The organism is Patulibacter brassicae (assembly GCF_033949425.1).
In the GTDB taxonomy this organism is placed as follows: Bacteria; Actinomycetota; Thermoleophilia; order Solirubrobacterales; family Solirubrobacteraceae; genus Patulibacter; species Patulibacter brassicae.
The window spans coordinates 992,163-1,009,855 of record NZ_JAXAVX010000001.1; the positions used below are offsets into that span (position 1 = coordinate 992,163).

General features: G+C 74.6%; 15 protein-coding genes. 4 read left to right on the plus strand and 11 right to left on the minus strand.

Annotated elements, in window-relative coordinates; all coding sequences use genetic code 11:
- Nucleotides 1-6: 6 nt before the first annotated feature.
- From SK069_RS04500 to SK069_RS04550, 11 genes are all read right to left on the minus strand, one after another.
- Nucleotides 7-1,194, minus strand: a complete 1,188-nt coding sequence (locus SK069_RS04500) for an FtsW/RodA/SpoVE family cell cycle protein (protein WP_319952988.1) — start codon at nt 1,192-1,194, stop codon at nt 7-9.
- Between the two features lie 2 nt (nt 1,195-1,196).
- Complete coding sequence (locus tag SK069_RS04505) at nt 1,197-3,437, minus strand: penicillin-binding transpeptidase domain-containing protein (RefSeq protein ID WP_319952989.1); 2,241 nt, start codon at nt 3,435-3,437, stop codon at nt 1,197-1,199.
- Entirely contained in the window at nt 3,434-4,099 is a 666-nt protein-coding gene (gene mreD / locus SK069_RS04510) for a rod shape-determining protein MreD (protein ID WP_319952990.1), read from the minus strand. The genes SK069_RS04505 and mreD overlap by 4 nt, the downstream gene beginning before the upstream one ends.
- A complete protein-coding gene (mreC, locus tag SK069_RS04515; RefSeq protein ID WP_319952991.1) occupies nt 4,096-4,962 on the minus strand; it encodes a rod shape-determining protein MreC in 867 nt (288 codons plus the stop codon). Before mreC ends, mreD begins: the two co-directional genes overlap by 4 nt.
- A gap of 60 nt (nt 4,963-5,022) precedes the next feature.
- Nucleotides 5,023-6,075: a rod shape-determining protein gene (locus tag SK069_RS04520; protein WP_319952992.1), complete on the minus strand. Its 1,053-nt coding sequence runs from the start codon at nt 6,073-6,075 to the stop codon at nt 5,023-5,025.
- A 184-nt stretch (nt 6,076-6,259) separates the two neighbouring features.
- On the minus strand, nt 6,260-6,886 hold the full coding sequence (locus SK069_RS04525) for a Maf family protein (protein ID WP_319952993.1): 627 nt from the start codon (nt 6,884-6,886) through the stop codon (nt 6,260-6,262).
- Nucleotides 6,887-6,909: 23 nt separating this feature from the next.
- Nucleotides 6,910-7,317 carry a nucleoside-diphosphate kinase gene (gene ndk, locus SK069_RS04530; protein WP_319952994.1) on the minus strand — a complete coding sequence of 136 codons (408 nt, stop codon included), beginning with the start codon at nt 7,315-7,317 and terminating at the stop codon, nt 6,910-6,912.
- Nucleotides 7,318-7,472: 155 nt separating this feature from the next.
- Nucleotides 7,473-7,985 carry a zinc ribbon domain-containing protein gene (locus SK069_RS04535; RefSeq protein WP_319952995.1) on the minus strand — a complete coding sequence of 171 codons (513 nt, stop codon included), beginning with the start codon at nt 7,983-7,985 and terminating at the stop codon, nt 7,473-7,475.
- A gap of 121 nt (nt 7,986-8,106) precedes the next feature.
- Nucleotides 8,107-8,253 carry a hypothetical protein gene (locus SK069_RS04540; protein ID WP_319952996.1) on the minus strand — a complete coding sequence of 49 codons (147 nt, stop codon included), beginning with the start codon at nt 8,251-8,253 and terminating at the stop codon, nt 8,107-8,109.
- Between the two features lies 1 nt (nt 8,254).
- Nucleotides 8,255-9,592 carry a bifunctional folylpolyglutamate synthase/dihydrofolate synthase gene (locus tag SK069_RS04545; RefSeq protein WP_319952997.1) on the minus strand — a complete coding sequence of 446 codons (1,338 nt, stop codon included), beginning with the start codon at nt 9,590-9,592 and terminating at the stop codon, nt 8,255-8,257.
- Nucleotides 9,589-12,285: a valine--tRNA ligase gene (locus SK069_RS04550; protein ID WP_319952998.1), complete on the minus strand. Its 2,697-nt coding sequence runs from the start codon at nt 12,283-12,285 to the stop codon at nt 9,589-9,591. The genes SK069_RS04545 and SK069_RS04550 overlap by 4 nt, the downstream gene beginning before the upstream one ends.
- A 115-nt stretch (nt 12,286-12,400) precedes the next feature.
- Here SK069_RS04550 and SK069_RS04555 point away from each other — a divergent pair, with 115 nt between their 5' ends.
- The 4 genes from SK069_RS04555 to SK069_RS04570 are packed head-to-tail and all read left to right on the plus strand — an operon-like array spanning nt 12,401 to nt 16,609.
- Nucleotides 12,401-13,240, plus strand: a complete 840-nt coding sequence (locus SK069_RS04555; protein ID WP_319952999.1) for an alpha/beta fold hydrolase — start codon at nt 12,401-12,403, stop codon at nt 13,238-13,240.
- The gene (locus tag SK069_RS04560; protein WP_319953000.1) at nt 13,240-14,523 is read left to right on the plus strand and encodes an NAD(P)/FAD-dependent oxidoreductase; all 1,284 of its coding nucleotides are present in this window, start codon (nt 13,240-13,242) and stop codon (nt 14,521-14,523) included. Before SK069_RS04555 ends, SK069_RS04560 begins: the two co-directional genes overlap by 1 nt.
- Before the next feature lie 47 nt (nt 14,524-14,570).
- Complete coding sequence (locus tag SK069_RS04565) at nt 14,571-15,335, plus strand: DUF1365 domain-containing protein (RefSeq protein ID WP_406628250.1); 765 nt, start codon at nt 14,571-14,573, stop codon at nt 15,333-15,335.
- Entirely contained in the window at nt 15,332-16,609 is a 1,278-nt protein-coding gene (locus SK069_RS04570) for a cyclopropane-fatty-acyl-phospholipid synthase family protein (RefSeq protein WP_319953002.1), read from the plus strand. Before SK069_RS04565 ends, SK069_RS04570 begins: the two co-directional genes overlap by 4 nt.
- Nucleotides 16,610-17,693 lie beyond the last annotated feature (1,084 nt).

Genomic DNA, 17,693 nt, shown 5'->3' on the forward strand with positions numbered 1-17,693 from the left:
GGACTCTCAATCCGGTCTGGCCACGGTCGGGGGCCGTCGGGCCGCTGCCCTCCCCTGCGCGTAGATCGCCTGGAGCAGGCCGATCGCCAGGTAGGTGGACAGCACCGAGGAGCCGCCGTAGCTCACGAGCGGCAGCGGGATGCCGGTGATCGGCATGATGCCGACGTTCATCCCCGCGTTCACCAGGACCTCGAAGAGGAGCATCGCGAGGATGCCGGCGGCCAGAACGGCGCCGAAGAAGTCCCGGGCGGTCGCGAGGATGCGCAACCCGCGCCACATGATCAGTGCGTAGAGGGAGAGGATCAGCGCCCCTCCCATGAAGCCGAAGCGCTCGCCGACCGACGCGAAGATGAAGTCGGTCTGCTTCTCCGGCAGGTACCCAAGCTTCGCCTGGGTCGCCGCGTCGCCGCGGCCGGTCTTCTGACCGGACCCGATGGCGATCTTGGCTTGGTTGAGCTGGTAGCCCGGGCCCTGCTCGTCGCCCGGGTGCAGGAAGGCCGTCAGGCGATCCGTCTGGTACGGCTTCAGGACGTTCACCCCGGCCGCCGGCAGGACGCCGAGGACGAGGGTGATGCCGGTGACCAGGACGACCCCGATCACCGCGAGGTGCCGGCCCGGAGCGCCGCCGATGAGCAGCACGCCCAGGGAGACGGCGCCGTAGACGAGCCCCGACCCGAGGTCCGAGCTGACGACCATCGCCGCCGGCAGGAAGAGGAAGGCGAGCAGCCGCAGCGTCGTGGACCACTCGTCGATCGAGCGCGAGCGCTCCACGAGCACCGCGGCGCCGGTCACGGCGAGCAGGACCTTGCCCAGCTCGGAGGCCTGGAAGCTGAAGAACGGCAGCTGGATCGACAGCGTCGACCCGTTGACGCTCGTGCCGAGCAGGGCGACGGCCACGATCGACGCGAGCATGAACCCGTAGAGCGGCCAGCGCAGCTCCTGCAGGCGCGCGTAGTCCATCCGCGAGACGACGACGGCCACGACGATCCCGACGAGCGCGTAGACGATCTGCCGGGAGACGAACTCCGAGCCCTCCGTCGCCCCGGCGATCGCGGCGACCGAGCAGGCGCTCAGGCCGATCGCGGCCAGCGCGAGGATCGGGTCGAACGGCAGCCGCAGGTCGACGACGGCGCTGAGCTCGCGCCGGCGGCGCGGCGTCCGCATCCCGAGGGGTGTCGCGTCGCGCGTCGCCATCGTCACTGGGTGGCCGAGGCCTCGCCGGCCGCGCAGGTCGCGTCGGCCTGGTCGCCCTGGAACCACTTGCGGAGGATCTTGCACGCGATCGGCGCGGCCGTCGTCGTGCCGAACTTGCCGTTCTCGACGGTCACCGCGACGACGATCGGGCGCTCGCCGTCGGGGACGAGCGCGGCGAACCACGACTGATCGGCGCAGGTCGAGTTGCCGCGGGCGTCGACGCAGCGCTGCGCGGTGCCGGTCTTGCCGAGCACGCGCTGGCGCGTCTGGTCCCAGTCGGCGAAGACCGCCGTCGCCGTGCCGGAGGTGCCGTTCGTCACTGCCTGCAGGCCCTCGATGATCGCGCGCTTCCAGCCGGCGTCGAACGCGACGGTCCGCGCGCGCCCGGCGGGGAAGTTCTGCTCCTGGACGCCGTCGGCGGTCTCCACGCCGCGCGCGATCCGCGGGACGGGGAAGCGCAGGCGGTTCGTGAACGGCTTGCTCGGGTCGTCGTAGAGGCCGGCGTAGGACTCGGCGACCTGCAGCGGCGTGGCGAGGAAGTCGCCCTGGCCGATCGCGAAGTTCACCTCGTCGCCGAGCAGGAACTGCCCGTTGACGTCGCCCACGAGGAAGCAGTTGGGCTTCCGCTCGCGCTTGCGGCAGTCGAGCTCCTCCTGGTTGCGCCGCTCGCGCCACGCGCGGTCGGGCACGATCCCGCGGACCTCGCCGGGCAGGTCGATGCCGGTCCGCCGGCCGAAGCCGTAGTTGCGTGCCCAGGCCTGCAGCGGCTGGTTCTGGCGCGGGTAGAGCCGCTTGCCGAGGTCGTAGTAGTAGACGTCGGAGGAGATCTCGAGCGACTGCGCGAGGTTCGTCGCCGGCAGCTCGGCCCGTCCGGCGTTGCACTTCTTGTCGTCCTCGCGGTCGCTGAGCTCGATGCACGCGCCGCCCGGGCCGACGGTCTCCGGCGTGATGAGGCCCTCGCCGAGCCCGGCCGACCCGGTGACGATCTTGAACGTCGAGCCGGTCGGGTACTGCGCGGCGATCGCGCGGTTGAAGAGCGGGGCGCCGGAGCGCTCGGAGGTGAGGCGGCCGTACTGGCGCTGCGTCAGGTCCGGGTCGCTCAGGCGGTTCAGGTCGACCGAGGGGTAGGAGCCGATCGCGAGGATGTCGCCGTTGCGCGGATCCATCGCGACGAACGCGCCGCCGGCGCGGCGACGCTGGCGCGTGGCCTTGTCGTCGTAGGGGTCCTTGCGGATCGTCTCGCCGATCGCGAACTGCGCGGAGCGCTGCAGGCCCTCGCTGAGCGTCAGGCGCAGGCGCAGGCCGGTCTGGGGCGGATCGTCCTTGCCGACCTCGCCCGTCGGCCGGTTCTGCGAGTCGACCTCGACCTGCTCCTGGCCGTCGCGGCCGCGCAGGAACCGGTCGTACTCGTACTCCAGGCCGCTCTGGCCGATCTTCTGGCCCTGCCGCAGCTGCTGGTCCTTGTAGCGCCGGAGCTTCAGCTGCTCCTCGCTGATCTGGTTGACGTTGCCGAAGATCTGCGCCGCGAGCGCGCCGTGGGGGTACGTCCGCAGGTACTCCTTCGTCACGACGATGCCCGGGAACCGCGCCTGCTGCTCGAGCAGGTAGTTCCGGACGCCGATCGAGACGTCGACCTTCAGCGAGGGGCCGGCCCACGGCACGCGCACCGTGCCGTTGACGACGCGCTGGTAGAGCTTGTTCAGCGAGACGCGGAGGATCGGCTGCACGCGCTCCAGCCGCGAGCGCAGCAACGGCGTGGCGTCGTCGATCGTCAGGTCGCGCGGGCGGGCGGGCAGGTCGCGGCGGGCCTGGGCCACCCGTCGGGCGATGAGCCGCTCGCGCCGCTTCGTCGCCTTCTTGCGGCCCTCGTCGAGCACCTCGTCGCGGATCCGCTCCTCGGCGGCGTTCACCCGCCGCTCGTAGGTGCCCTGATCGGCGCCCCACTGGACGATCCGCGCCCGGTCCTCCTCGGGGATCGCGTCGGCCTGGAGGGTCACGACGAACGCGACCTTGTTCTTCACCAGGACGTTCCCGTCGCGGTCGATGATCGAGCCGCGCGGGGCCGCGACGCGGACCTCGCGGCCCTTCGTCTCCGTCGCCCGGGCGAGGTACGTGTCGCCCTGGAGGATCTGCAGGAACCAGAGCCGCAGGAAGAGGATCGCGAAGACGCCGAACGCGATGATCCCGAAGGCGGCGATGCGGATCGCCAGCTCGGGGGTCGGGGTGCGTCCTCGGGTGCTCATCGGATGCGAACGTCCACGTCGGAGGACGGCGACCGTCGGCCGTAGTCGCGTCGCCGTCGGCGCCGGCGAGCTTCCTCGGGAAGCATGGGCAGGAGCCAGCGCCTGATCCGATTATGCACGGGCAGCGCGACCAGGGCGTTGATCAGCACGGTGCCCAGCGTCCAGCCGAGCAGGCCGACGTTCACCCGCGCGCCCTGCGCGATGAGGAGCTCCAGCAGCCCGACGACGGCGAGCACGCCGAAGGTCCCCAGCGCGCCCACGACGACCGGCACGGCGCTGCTCTCGGGGTCGCGGACCTCGCCCATCCGCCCGACGGCGTAGCCCGACAGGACGAGCGCGAGCGACGTGACGCCGACCGGCTGGCCCGCCACGAGGTCGAGCAGGAGGCCGAGCCCGAAGCCGAGGCTCGCCCCCCAGATCGGGCCGCAGAGCAGCGAGACCATGAGCAGCGTGAGGATCGCGACGTCGGGCTGCATCCCGAGGATCGTGATCCGGCTGAAGAGGACGAGCTGCAGGAGCCCCGCGAGCAGCCCGAGGAGACCGACCCGCAGCGGGGCGGCCGGTCCGAGGACCGCGTGGTCGAGGACCCGCACGCCCCCGACCCGCCCGAAGCGCCGGCGCGGCGACCGCCGCGACCGGGTCACCGTCGGCCGCGGGCTCACGGACTGCGATCCCCCGCACCGGTGAGGACCTGGACGCTCTGCAGCGACCGGAGGTCCACGAACGGCCGGAGATGCACCACCTGGTCGTCGGACCCGGCGCCGCTGACGCGGGTGACGCGACCGATCGGCAGGTCCGGCGGGGCGATCGAGCGCAGCTCGCGGGCGCCGGGGACGGTGCCCGACGTGACGACGCGCGTCCCGTTGCGGACCTGCGTCGAGCCGGGGACGTAGAGCAGCTCGAGGTCGGAGGCCGTGCCGGCCCCCGCGCCCTGGAGGATCCCGTAGTCGCGACCGCCCTCGAGCTTCGCCCCGACCTTCACCGCGTTGTCGGGCAGCAGCGAGACGATCGCCTGACCGGCCTGCGTCGACGTGACGAAGCCCACGAGGCCCGCCTCGTCGTCGTCGGCGGAGAGGACGGGGTCGCCGTCGGCGACGCCGGCGCTCGCCCCCTTGTCGATCCGGATCGTCGAGGCCCACGCCGTCGGCGACTGGGCGATGACCTCCGCCCCCACCCGCGTGCCCGCCTGCTGCAGCCGCAGGCGGCTGGCGAGGCCGAGCTGCCGGCGCAGGCGGTCGTTCTCCGTGGCGGCGGCCGCCAGGCGCGCGCGCTCCTGGCGCAGCTGGCCGACCTCGCGCCGCAGGTCGCGGTTCTCCTTCGTGGCGTCGGCGGTGTCGCCGACCCATCCGACGAGGTCCCGGACCGGCTTGGCGATCTTCGACGCGCCGTCCACGAGCGGCCCGGCCGCGCCACCGGTGGTGCCGCCGCTCGCCGTGCCGAACGCCGCAGTCAGCAGCACGAGCGACACGAGGACGAGCGCGGCCAGGACCAGGCGGCGGCGTCGGCGTGCGGACGGATCGATCACGGGAGGGCGGAGCGAGTGCGGGCCGGTCGGCGCTCGAGCGGTGCCGGCGGGATGGTGGACCTAGTAGCGGCGGCGCCGGTTGCGCGAGTGCCCGCGGTTCATCCGGTGGATGACCTCGAACTCCTCGAGCGAGCGCCCCGACCCGACCGCCACGCAGGTCAGCGGGGACTCTGCCAGGTGGGCGGGCATCTGCGTCTCCTCGCGGAGCCGCTCGTCGAGGCCCCGCAGCAGCGAGCCCCCGCCGGCGAGCATGATGCCGCGGTCCATGATGTCGGAGGAGAGCTCCGGCGGCGTGCGGTCCAGCGTCTCCTTGACGGCGTCGATGATCGTCGACATCGGCTCCTCGAGGGCCTGGCGGACCTCCTCGGAGGTGATGACGACGGTCTTCGGCAGTCCCGAGACCATGTCGCGGCCGCGGATCTCCGTCTGGACCTCCTCGGCCATCGGGTAGGCCGAGCCGATCTCGAGCTTCACGTCCTCGGCCATCTGCGTGCCGATGAGCAGCTTGTACTCGCGCTTGGCGTAGGCGACGATCGCCTCGTCGAACTCGTCGCCGCCGACGCGGACGGACTGCGAGACGACGATGCCGCCGAGCGAGATCACCGCGACCTCGCTCGTGCCGCCGCCGATGTCGACGACCATCGAGCCGGTCGGCTCGGCGACGGGCAGCCCCGCGCCGATCGCGGCGGCCATCGGCTCCTCGATGAGGTACGCCTGGCGCGCCCCCGCCGAGATCGAGGCCTCCTCGACGGCGCGCTTCTCCACGCCCGTGACGCCCGAGGGCACGCAGACGACGACGCGGGGATGCGCGAAGCGGTTCTGGTGCGCCTTCTGGATGAAGTGCCGGAGCATCTCCTCCGTGACGTCGAAGTCGGCGATGACGCCGTCCTTCAGCGGGCGGATCGCCTGGATCGTGCCGGGCGTGCGGCCGAGCATCCGCTTGGCCTCGATGCCGACCGCGTGGACCTCGCCCGAGCGGGAGTCGATCGCGACCACCGACGGCTCCGAGAGGACGATGCCGCGCCCCCGGACGTAGACGAGGGTGTTGGCGGTGCCGAGGTCGACCGCCATGTCGCGGCTGCCGATGCCGGTGAGGTAGCTGAAGATGCCCATCGCGACGCGTGACCGAGGACCGTCGGCGGGACGTCGGAGGCCCGTCGCGAAACCAGGTGCGACCGGCCGATCCCGCCGCGGATCGAGCGGGGAGTGTACCGGAGGCCCCGTGACCGTCAGCCGCTGGGAGCGCCCGTGCACGGGCTGCCGGCGCCCGCGCCCGCGGACGGGACCGCGGCGCCGCTCACGTGCCGCGCACGAGCGTCGGCAGGCGCTCGGCGAGCAGGCCCACCGGCAGGCCCACGACGGTCCACCAGTCGCCGGTGATCCCCGCCACGAGCAGGCCGCCGCGCTCCTGGATGGCGTACGCGCCGGCGCGCTCGCGCCACTCGCCCGTCGCGACGTACCAGGCGATCTCCGCCTCGTCGAGCGTGCGGAACCGGACCTCGGTGGTCGCGGCGTCCGCGAGGAGGACCTCGGGCTCGCCCGTGGCCGTCGTCCGCACCACGGCGGCCGAGGAGGCGACGCGGTGGCCGCGCCCGGACCAGCGGCGGAGCATCGCGGCGGCCTCGCCGGCGTCGGCGGGCTTGCCGACCGCGCGGGGCGGTCCCGGGCCGAGGTCGTCGACGATCACCGTGTCGGACCCCAGGACGAGCGTCCCCGGGGCGGCGTCGCGCGCCGCCGCGCGGGCCTTGCGGCGCGCGTTCTCCACGGCCACGGCGATCGGCTCGCCGTCCTGGCGCTCCTCGACGTCGGGGACGACGACGCGGTGGGCGACCCCGAGGGCCTCGAGGATCGCCCGCCGCTGCGGCGAGCGCGACGCGAGCACGAGCGCCCGCGCGCCGGCGGGCGGCTCGACGGGGGACGTCATCGGTCGCGGCGCCCGCGCCGGGGTCAGCCCAGCTCGGGGAAGAACCGCTTGATCTCGATCTCCGCGTTCTCGTCGGAGTCCGAGCCGTGCACGACGTTCTCGCCCGCCTCGATCGCGAGGTCGCCGCGGATCGACCCGGGAGCGGCCTCGAGCGGGTTCGTCGCGCCGATCACCTGGCGGGCGACCTCGACGGCCGACGGGCCCTCGAGGATCGCCGCGACGACGGGGCTCTGCGTCATGAACGAGACGAGCTCGCCGAAGAACGGCTTGTCGGACAGGTGGGCGTAGTGCTCCTCGACGACGGCCGTCTCGAGCGGCACGAGCTTCAGCGCGGCGAGCTTCAGGCCCTTGCGCTCGAAGCGACCGAGGACCTCGCCGGTGAGCTGGCGCTGGACGCCGTCCGGCTTGACGAGGACGAGGGTACGGGACATGGAGGTCTCTCTTCTGCTCAGCGATCGGTTCACGGCGCGGGGCGGCGCCGTGCGATGGCGGATTCAACCTCATGTCCGCGTCCGCCGAGTCGCCGGGCCGATCACCGGGACGCGACGGGCGCGCGGCGAGACGGCCCGCGGCCGCCGCTCGGGCGTCAGCCGTGCTCGTGGACGGGCTCGTCCGCGCGCCGGCGCCGGCGGCGCCGCGGGGTGCGGCCCGGGATCTCCGTCTCGCAGTACGGGCAGATCCGCCACTCGGGATCCAGCGGCTTCGCGCAGCCCTGGCATTGGTCGCGCAGCTTGCGCAGGCAGGACGGGCAGCGCAGGAAGTCCTGCTGCACCTGGTACTCGCAGTGCGGGCAGAGCAGGACGCCCGACTGCAGGAGCCGCGCCTCGGCGGCCTGCATCTCCAGCTCGCGCTCGCGGACGTCGTCGAGGTACTCCGGGGGCCGGACGACCATGTAGATGATCGTGCCGGCGAACGGCAGCACGAGGGCGGCCACGGCGGCCGTCCCGATGAGGACGGGGTCCGTCAGCCGGCGGCGCGCGTCGGCCCACGTGTAGTAGACGAGCGCCAGCCAGATCAGGACGACGAAGAGCACCAGCAGCTTGACGACGGTGTCGAGCGTGCCGTTGTTGATGCCGAACACGGCGAGGAGATCGGGCATGGGGATCACAGGAACGGTAGTTCGTCGCCGACCATGGTGGTTCCTACCTCGAACCGATCCGGGACTGGGCGGGCGCGCGACGGGGGACGTGCGGGCGGGGGAGCAGGAGCATGACGCGGGGTCACAGGTACGCGCGGCCGAGGGCGTAGCCGATGCCGAAGAAGACGAGGATCACGAGGGCGACGATCACCGCGACCCCCACGATCAGGCGAACGATCGGGAGCTCGTCGTCGTGGTGGTGCCGGGGCGGCTCGTCGGGGCTGGGCATGTCAGAAGGCCGCGCCCGGACCGGCGTCGGCGCCCCGTCGGAGGTCGGCGACGAGGTGCAGCGACCCGGTGGCGAGGACGGTTCCGGTGGACCCCGCGAGTGTACGGGCCTCGCGGAGCGCCTCGTGCGGATCCGGCACGACCATCGCCGACGGGGCCGGCGGGCCGTGGGTCCGCAGCGCCGCCTCGACCGCGGCGGCCAGCCGCTCGGCGGGCAGCGCGCGCGGGTTGCGGGGCGCCGTGAGGACCAGGACGTCGCAGGCCGGCGCGAGCGCCGCGAGCATCGCCTCGGGGTCCTTGTCGTCGAGCACGCCGACGAGCGCCACGAGCGGGCGGCCGGGGGGCGCCGCGGCGAGCGCGTCGGCCAGCGCCGCCATCCCCTGGGCGTTGTGCGCGCCGTCGTGGAGGATCGTCGGCCGCGTGCCGTCGCCCTGCTCGACGGTCTCGAACCGGCCCGGCACGACGAGCGAGCGCGCGAGCTCCCGCACGGCGTCCGGGTCCGTCCCGCCGAGCTGGGCCTCGACCGCCGCCGCCGCCGTGGCGAGGTTGCGCCGCTGGTATCGCGCCCCCGGGGTCGGCACGTCGGCGCCCGGGTCGGCCGGCGCGCGCACGATCCGGGCCTCGCGGTCTCCCGCGACCTCCTCGGCGACCGCCAGCGCCTCCGGCGGCAGGTCGGCGGCGAGGACGAGCGTGCCGCCGGGCTTCAGGACCTCGACCTTCTCGCGCGCGATCCGATCGAGGGTGCTCCCGAGCCAGCGGGTGTGCTCGAGGGCGACGCCGGTCAGCACGGCCACCGCCGGAGGACGGCCCGGCAGGACGTTCGTCGCGTCCCAGCGACCGCCGAGGCCCGCCTCGATCACGGCGCAGTCCACGCCGGAGCGCGCGAACGCGAGCAGGGCCGCGGCCGTGATCGCCTCGAACTGCGTCACGGGGTCCTCGGCGTCCGCGCCTCCCTCCCCCGCCGCCTCGACCGCGGCCGCGGCGTCCCGGACGTCGGCGACGACCGCCGCGAAGGCGTCCTGGCCCAGCGGCGCGCCGTCGAGCTGGATCCGCTCGGCGTAGCGGACGAGGTGCGGCGAGACGTACGCGCCGACGCGCAGCCCGCGGCGGCGCAGCAGCGCCGCGGCGAAGGTCACCGTCGACGTCTTGCCGTTCGATCCGACGACGTGGACGGCGTCGAAGTCGCGCTGCGGGTCCCCGAGCCGGGCGAGCAGCGCCCGCATCCGGTCCAGCCCCGGCCGGATGCCGAAGAGCTCGCGGTCCAGCAGCCAGCGGTCCGGATCCCAGCCGCGCTCCGCGCCGGGGTCCTGCCCCGGCGTCGCTGGGTCCCCGCTGGTCACAACGACGCGAGCTCGTCGCGCAGGCCCGCGAGCTTCTCGCGCTCGGCCGCGACGACCTCGGCGGGGGCGCGCGAGACGAAGCGCTCGTTGGCCAGGCGTCCCTCGAGCCCCGCGATCTGCTTCTCGACGTTCGCGCGCCGGGCGGCGATCCGCGCCCGGTCGGCCTCCGGATCGACGTGCTCGCCCGCCGGCAGGACGAGCTGGCCGCCCGGCACGACGATCGTCACGGCGTCGCCGGCGTCGCCGTCCGCCGGGGCGAGCTGCAGGCGCGCCAGGCGCGCGACGTGCTCGCGCAGGTCGGCGTCGTAGCCCTCGGCCTCCAGGCGCGCGGCCAGCACGGGCCCCGGCGGGACGTTCGCCGCGTTGCGCCAGGAGCGCGCCGCGGTGATCACGGCGATGACCCGCTCGATCGCGCCCTCGGCGTCGGGGTCCAGGGCGGCGTCGTCGGGCTCCGGCAGCCGCGAGGCGGCCAGCAGGCCGTCCGCGTCGGCGCCGAGCCAGGCCCACGCCTCCTCGGTGAGGAACGGGATCACCGGGTGCGCGATCTGCAGCGTGCGCCGCAGCGCGTGGCCGAGCACGCGGGCGAGGTCCGGATCGGTCGCGGGGTCGCGGCCCTTCACGAGCTCGAGGTACCAGTCGCAGAGCTCGCCGTAGACGAAGTCGTAGAGCCCCAGCGCGGCCTTCGCGAAGTCGAACTCGTCGATCCGCGCGGCGGTCTCGCGCGCGATCCGCTCCGTCCGCGAGACGATCCAGCGGTCCTCGACCCGTGCGAGGCCGTCGCGCGGGACGACCGCCCCGGCGCGCGCGGCCTCCGGCGCCTCCGCGAGCCGCCCGACCGCGAAGCGCACCGCGTTGGAGAGCTTCGTGACGAGCTGGCGACCCTGCGCGATCTTCTCCTCGCTGAAGCGGACGTCCTGCGTCGAGGACATCGCGAGCAGCCCGAAGCGCACGGCGTCGGCGCCGTAGGCGGGGAACGCCCCGGCGTCCTGCCCGGGCTTCTTCGCGAAGACCGGCGGACGGGGGCCGCCGTCGATGAGGTCCAGCGGGTCGATCCCGGTGCCCAGCGACTTGCTCATCCGCCGGCCGTCGGGCGCCTGGATGACCGAGTGGCAGTACACGTCGCGGAACGGGACGTCGCCGGCGAAGCGCAGCCCCATCATCACCATCCGCGCGACCCAGAGGAAGAGGATGTCGCGGGCCGTCGAGAGCACCGATGTCGGGTAGAACGTCCGCAGCTCCGGCGTCCCGTCGGGCCAGCCGAGGGTCGCGAACGGCCACAGCGCCGAGCTGAACCACGTGTCCAGCACGTCGGGGTCCCGGACCCAGCCCGCGCCGTCCGGGGCCTCGAGGCCGCAGTGCAGCTCGACGTCGTCCAGCGGCGCGTCGAGGACCTCCTGCGGGTCGGCCGGCACGGCGCCGTCCTTGCGCCGGTACCAGACGGGGATCTGGTGGCCCCACCAGAGCTGGCGGCTGAGCGTCCACGGACGGATCTCCTCGAGCCACTCGAGGTAGCGCCGCTTCTGGCTCTCGGGGTGGATCCGGACCCGGCCGTCGCGGACCGCGTCGATCGCCGGGCGAGCGAGCTCCTCCATCCGCATGAACCACTGCAGCGAGAGCAGCGGCTCGATGCGCTCGCCGGAGCGGTGGCTGAACGGGACGGTGTGGGTGTACTCCTCCTCGCCGCGCAGGCGCCCCTCGGCCCGCAGCGCCGCGACGATCGCCTCGCGGGCCTCCGCCACCGGGAGGCCCTCGAAGTCCGCCGCGAAGCCGCCGGTGATCCGGCCGGCCTCGTCGATGCAGGAGAGCGACTCGAGCCCGTGGCGCTGCCCGATCTCGAAGTCGTTGGGGTCGTGGCCCGGCGTGATCTTCAGGCACCCCGTGCCGAAGTCCGTCTTGACGTAGTCGTCGCCGATGATCGGCAGCTCGCGCCCGACGAGCGGCAGCGTCACGGTGCGGCCCACGAGGCCGGCGAACCGCTCGTCCTGCGGGTTCACCGCGACGGCGACGTCGGCGAGCATCGTCTCGGGCCGGACGGTCGCGACGACGACGTCCCCGGAGCCGTCGCTGAGGGGGTAGGCGATCTCGTAGAGCTTGTCGGTGACCTCGCGGTCCTCCACCTCGAGGTCGCTGATCGCCGAGCGGGAGCCCGGGTCCCAGTTCACGAGCCGGGTGCCCTTGTAGATGAGCCCCTGCTCGAAGAGCGCGACGAAGACCTCCTGGACGGCGCGCACGTAGCCGTCGTCCATCGTGAAGCGCTCGTCGTCGTAGGCCGCCGAGACGCCCAGGCGGCGGAACTGGCCGATGATCGTCCCGCCGTACTGCCGGCGCCAGGCCTGCGTGCGCTCGAGGAACGCCTCGCGGCCGATCTCCTGCCGGCTCGTGCCCTCGGCCGCGAGCTGCTGCTCGACCTTCGTCTGCGTGGCGATGCCGGCGTGGTCGGTGCCGATCGTCCAGCGGACGTTGCGCCCGCGCATCCGGTTCAGGCGGATGAGGACGTCCTGGATCGACCCGTTGAGCGCGTGGCCCATGTGCAGCGCGCCGGTGACGTTCGGCGGCGGGATCGCGATCGAGTAGCTGTCGGCCGGATCGCCGTCGGCGTCCGAGTCGAAGACGCCCGCGGCCTCCCAGCGGGCGAAGACCTCCGGCTCGGCCTCGGAGGGCTCGTACCGGGTCGGATCCTGGGTCTCGGACATCGCCCAGCAGTCTAGGAGGGGAGCGGTTCAGGAAGCCCCGCGGACCGGGTACGGGCGGCGTGTGATCCTCGTCCCGACCGCATCCGCCGCGCACGAGCGCGCGTAGGACCCATCGATGGCCCCGACGCTCCTGCGCCACCCGACCACGTCCGGGACCGCGCCCGGCCCGCCGCTGCTCCTCGTCCACGGCCTCGGGGGCGACCGGCACTCCTGGACGTCGGTGATCGAGCCGCTCCGCGAGCGCGCCGACGTCCTCGTCGCCGAGCTGCCGGGCTTCGGCAGCGCGCCGCCGCTGTCCCAGGACGTCACCCCGACCCCGCTCGCGCTGGCCCGCTCGCTCGCGCACGCGCTCGACGACGCGGGGGTGGCCCAGGTCCACGCCGTCGGCGTCTCGCTCGGCGGCTGGGTCGCCCTGGAGCTCGGCCGGCTCGGGCGGGCCGCGAGCGTCACGGCGCTCGCCCCCGCCGGGTTCTGGTCCGGGGCGCTGGGCGGGTCGACGGGCACCGCCCGGCGGCTGGCCCGGCGCGCCGATCGCGCCCTGCCGGCCCTCCTCGCCTCCCCCGGCGTGCGCCGTCGCGTCCTCGGCGGCGTCCTGGGAGGCCCCGGGGCGTTCGAGCACGCCGACGCCGTGGCGGTGATCCGGGGCTACGCTCGAGCCACCGACTTCGGGCGGACGGACGCGGCGATGCGCGCCGCTGCCGTCGACCGGGACGCCGTCGGGGAGCTCGCCGCCCGGATCCCGGTCGAGCTCGTCTGGGGCGCGCGCGACCGCCTCGTGCGCGCCCCGCGCGCGCCGCTGGCCCCCGCGATCGGGCAGCGGACGCTGCCCGAGGCCGGGCACCTGCCGATGTTCGACGACCCGGCGGGCACGGTGGCGGCGATCGGCGACGCGCTGCGGCGCGCCGCCGACGCCGCCGGCGACCGCGAGCGCGCCGTCGCCGAGGGGGCCCGCTGATGCGCGTCGCGATCGTCGGGACCGGCGTCGCCGGCCTCACCTGCGCCCACGTGCTGGCCCGGCGCCACGACGTCACGCTGCTGGAGGCCGATGCGCGTCCCGGCGGGCACACGCACACCCACGACGTCGAGCTCGAGGGGCACCGGCTGCGGGTCGACAGCGGGTTCATCGTCTGCAACGACCGGACGTACCCGCAGTTCCTCGGGCTCCTCGACGAGCTCGGCGTCGCCACGCGCCCCACGACGATGAGCTTCTCGGTCACCGCCCGCGACGAGGACTTCGAGTACCACGGCGACTCGATCGGCGGGCTCTTCGCGCAGCGCCGCAACGCGGTCGACCCGCGGTTCCTGCGGATGGTCGTCGAGTACGCGCGGTTCAACCGCGCCGCGCGGCGGTTCCTGCGCTCCGGCGACGAGACGACCTCGCTGCAGGCGTTCCTCCGCGGCGAGGGGTTCAGCGAGTGGTTCGTCGAGCGGCTGATGGTCCCGCAGGCCAGCGCCGTCTGGTCCGCCGACCCGGCGCAGATGTGGCGCTTCCCGGCCGTGTTCCTCCTGCGGTTCTTCGAGAACCACGGGATGCTGAGCCTCCGCGACCGCCCGCAGTGGATGACCGTCGCCGGCGGCTCGCGGACGTACGTCGACGCGCTGCTGGCGCCGCTCGGCGACCGGCTGCGGCTCGGCGCGCCCGTGACGGCGATCCGGCGCCACGCCGACCACGTCGCCGTCCAGGTCGGCGACGGGCCCGAGGAGCCGTTCGACCACGTCGTCCTGGCCTGCCACAGCGACCAGGCGCTCGCGATGCTCGCCGACGCCGACGAGACCGAGCGCGAGGTGCTCGGCGCGATCCCCTACCAGCCCAACCGCGCGGTCCTGCACACCGACCGCTCGCTCCTGCCGCGGCGCCCGCGCGCCTGGTCCAGCTGGAACGCGCACCTCCTGGCCACGCCGAAGGATCGCCCGACGGTGACCTACGACATGCACCGCCTGCAGGGCCTGCCGGAGACCCGGGAGCGCTTGCTCGTGACGCTGAACCTCGAGGAGGCGATCGACCCGCGGGCGGTGATCGCGACGATGGACTACGCCCACCCCGTGTTCACGCCCGAGGGGATGGTCGCCCAGCGCCGCCACGCCGAGATCTCCGGACCGGGCGGCACGTCGGGCCGGACGTCGTTCGCCGGCGCCTACTGGCGGTGGGGCTTCCACGAGGACGGCGTCTGGAGCGGCCTGCGCGCCGCCGAGGCGCTCGACGCCGACCGCGCACGGCCCGTCGAGGTCCCCGCGTGAGCACCGCGACCCTGGCCCGCCCCCGCCAGGCGCCCCCCACCGCTCCGGTGACCGGCTCGGCGGTCTACGTCGGCTGGGTGACCCACCGGCGCCGCTCGCCGGTCGAGCACCGCTTCCGCTACCCGACGGCGATGCTCCTCCTCGACCTCGACGAGCTGCCCGGAGCCCTGGAGGGCCACCGGTACTGGGGCGTCGAGCGACGGGCGCTCTTCGCATTCCGCCGCCGCGACCACCACGGCGACCCCGCCGTGCCGCTGGCCGAGGCGCTGCGCCGGACCGCCGCGGAGGCCACCGGCCGCTGGGCGGCCGGCCCCGTGCGGCTGCTGTGCCAGCCGCGGACGCTCGGGCGCAGCTTCAACCCCGTGACGTTCGCCTACCTCCACGACGCGGACCGGCAGCTCGACGCGGTCGTCGCCGAGGTGACGAACACCCCGTGGGGCGAGCGGCACGCCTACGTCCTCGACGCCCGAGCCGCCGCCGACCCCGAGCGGCCGGCGACGTCCCTCGACAAGGCGTTCCACGTCTCCCCGTTCATGGGCATGGACCACCGCTACCGGTGGACGACGACCGTCCCGGGGGCCGCCTTGCACGTCCACCTCGCGAGCGACCGCGACGGCGAGCGGGTCTTCGACGCGACCCTCGCCCTGCGTCGCCGCCCGCTCGACGCCGCCGGCCTGCGCGCCTACGCGCGCCGCCAGCCGCTCGGCGCCCTCCTCGTCCTCGCGCGCATCTACGGCCAGGCCCTGCGCCTGGCGCTGAAGCGCGTGCCCGTCCATCCCCACCCCGCCGACCGCGAGACGACCACGCGATGACCGCTCCCACCCGACGCTCCACCCTCGCCGCCCGCGGCGTCGCCCTGCGCCTCCTGCGCCAGGCGCGCCACGGTCGCCTGCGGGTGATCGAGGCCGACGGCACCGTCCACCGCTTCGGGACCGACCCGGAGCCGGGGAGCGGCCTGGCGCCGCTGGAGGCCGAGCTGCGGCTGCACGACGCCGAGGTCTGGCCGTCGCTGCTGCGCGGGTCGCTCGGGCTCGGCGAGAGCTACGGCGACGGCCGCTGGTCGAGCCCCGACCTCGTCGCGCTCGTGTCCCTCGGCGCCCGCAACATGCCGGCCTTCGACCGCCTGCGCGAACGCCTCGCGCCGCTGCTCGTGCCCGCCCAGCGGGTGCGCCACGGCGCCCGCAACACGATCGCCCGCTCCCGCCGGCAGATCCGGGCGCACTACGACCTCTCCAACGACTTCTTCGGGCTCTTCCTCGACCCGACGATGCTCTACTCCTGCGCGCTCTTCGACCGCCCCGGCGCGACGCTCGAGGAGGCGCAGGTCGCCAAGCTCGACCAGCTCTGCCGCAAGCTCGACCTCGCCCCCGGCGTCCGGCTGCTGGAGATCGGCACCGGCTGGGGCGCCCTGGCCATCCACGCCGCCCGCGAGTACGGCGCGCACGTCACGACGACGACGATCAGCGAGCGCCAGCACGAGCTCGCCGCCCAGCGGATCGCCGAGGCCGGCCTGCAGGACCGGATCGACCTGCGCCTGGAGGACTACCGCGACCTCCAGGGGCGCTACGACCGGATCGTGTCCGTCGAGATGATCGAGGCCGTCGGCTGGCGCGACCTCCCGACGTTCTTCCGACGCTGCGATGAGCTGCTGGCCCCCGACGGCCTGCTCGCCCTGCAGGCGATCACGATCGACGACCGCGCCTACGAGGCCGAGAAGCGCGGCCGGAGCTTCATCAACACGCTCATCTTCCCCGGTGGCTGCCTGCCGTCGCAGGCCGAGATGGCGCGGTGCACGAAGCAGGTCACGAGCCTGCGCACCGTCGGCGTCGAGGACCTCTCGCCCCACTACGCCGAGACGCTGCGGCGCTGGCGCGCCGCCTTCCACGATGCCCACGACGCGGTGCGCGGGCTCGGCTACGACGAGCGCTTCGTCCGCCTCTGGGACCTCTACCTCGCCTACTGCCAGGCGGGCTTCGCCGAGCGGCGGATCCAGCTCGTCCAGCAGGTCTACGCGGGCCCGGCCCGCCGCGAGGAGCGCTCCCCCCTCGGCGAGTCGGTCGCCCCGCTGGAGCGCGCCCCGGCCTGAGCCCGAGCGCGTCACCCGTCGGCGGCGCCTCCTTTGGGCCGGGCTGGAGCCGAAGCGGTGGGCCCGCCCTCGACGTCCGCGGCGGTGGGCTTCGTCCCTTGACGGCCGGAGCGGTGGGCTGCGCCCCTGACGGCCGGAGCGGCCGCCTGGCCCGTTGCCGGCCAGGACCGGCGCAGGAGCGGTGGGCTGCGCCCCCTGGACGCCTGGGGGTGCGCGCGAGACGCCGTCGGGCCTGGTCGCCGGCCCCTGCCGCCTCGGCCTGCCCAAACGGTGACCGCCGGCTCCGACGGCCCGTCGACGCCTCACGCCCACCCCGTCCCGCCTCGTGGCCCCCTGGCACGCGATCTGCGTGACTCGGCCGCGGGTCGTGCGGGCGATTCGCGTCGCGAGCCGGCTCCGTTCCGGGGACCGTGTGCCTCGACGCACCGCCCCAGTGGTTCGCGCGCCGCTCGGTCGCCCACCCGACCCCGCTCCACCGCTCCGCGGCCCGGGACGGCGCCCTCCCACCGCTGCGCAACTCGGAACGGCGGACGCCGCCAATCCGCGTTCGCCGCGCCGGAGAGACCGTCGCGGGAGGAGCGACGAGAGAGACGCGCCGAACGGGCATGCGAAGGCGAAGCTCGGCCCGAACGCGCCACCGAGCTCCCGGAACACGCGACCCAGCCGGTCGTCCCCGGAACCGCCTCCCCACACCACGCCGCCGCACCGAAGCCGCCGACCAGCCAGACCCGCCACGCACACCAGACGGAACGCTCACCCCCAACGCGCTCCCCCCCCCGCTCGCCCACCAGCCCGCGCCAACGCTCCGAACCCCATGGCGCGAAGCGGGTCGGGGCGACAGCGCCGGGCCGCGAGCTGCATTGCGCCGCCACCCAGCCTCCGACCCAGACCAGCCCCAAGGGCGGCGCATGCTCGCGGCCCGGCGCCCCCACCCCGACCCGCGGCCACCGAAGCCCGCCCGAAACGCAGGGCCACGACCCACGCAGAGGCCGGGAGGGACGTCCCCCGCGCCAAGTCCTCGGAGCGCCCAAGCCCGAGGCCGCAGCCCCAACCGCACAGGGCGCGACGGGGGCGCGGGGGACGT